Below are 454 nucleotides of genomic sequence, written 5' to 3' on the forward strand. Positions count from 1 at the left end.
CCTCGGGGTAGCAGTTGGCGATCTGCTGCACCGACGCACAGGCGCGCTGGATCTTGGCCACCGCTTCATCGCTGAGCGTGCCTTCTTCGTCGTCGGGATTCTTTTCACGCATCATCTTGTCGAAGCGCACTGCGTCGAACTCGAACCAGAACAGGCGCGAGGCGAACTCGATGTGGAACTCGGTCTTCTGCTCGCGCTGGTAGATCACAAGGCCCTTGTCCACTGCCGTGCGGGCCATCAGCACCGCGCCGTTGTGGCGTGCCTGGTCGAGGTCAGCCTGCCACTGTGCGTCGCCGTCCTCCGCCGCCTGCGCACGCAGGTGCAGATCGTTCCAGTCGGTCTTCCTCTCGCCCACCTGCTCGATCTGCGCGGCCAAGCAGCGATAGCCCAGCTTCTCGGCCCGGCGGGCGTGCTTGATGGTGTAGGCGCGTGCGCCCGGCTCATTGTCCAGACC

General features: G+C 65.0%; 1 protein-coding gene. It reads right to left on the bottom strand.

What is annotated here, in order from left to right; translation table 11 throughout:
• The coding region (locus DF216_RS10405; RefSeq protein WP_206280077.1) for a hypothetical protein at nucleotides 1-454 on the bottom strand (454 nt) is incomplete at both ends.

Origin of the sequence: Streptococcus oralis, from assembly GCF_004127215.1 — a bacterium.
GTDB lineage: Bacteria > Bacillota > Bacilli > Lactobacillales > Streptococcaceae > Streptococcus > Streptococcus oralis_BD.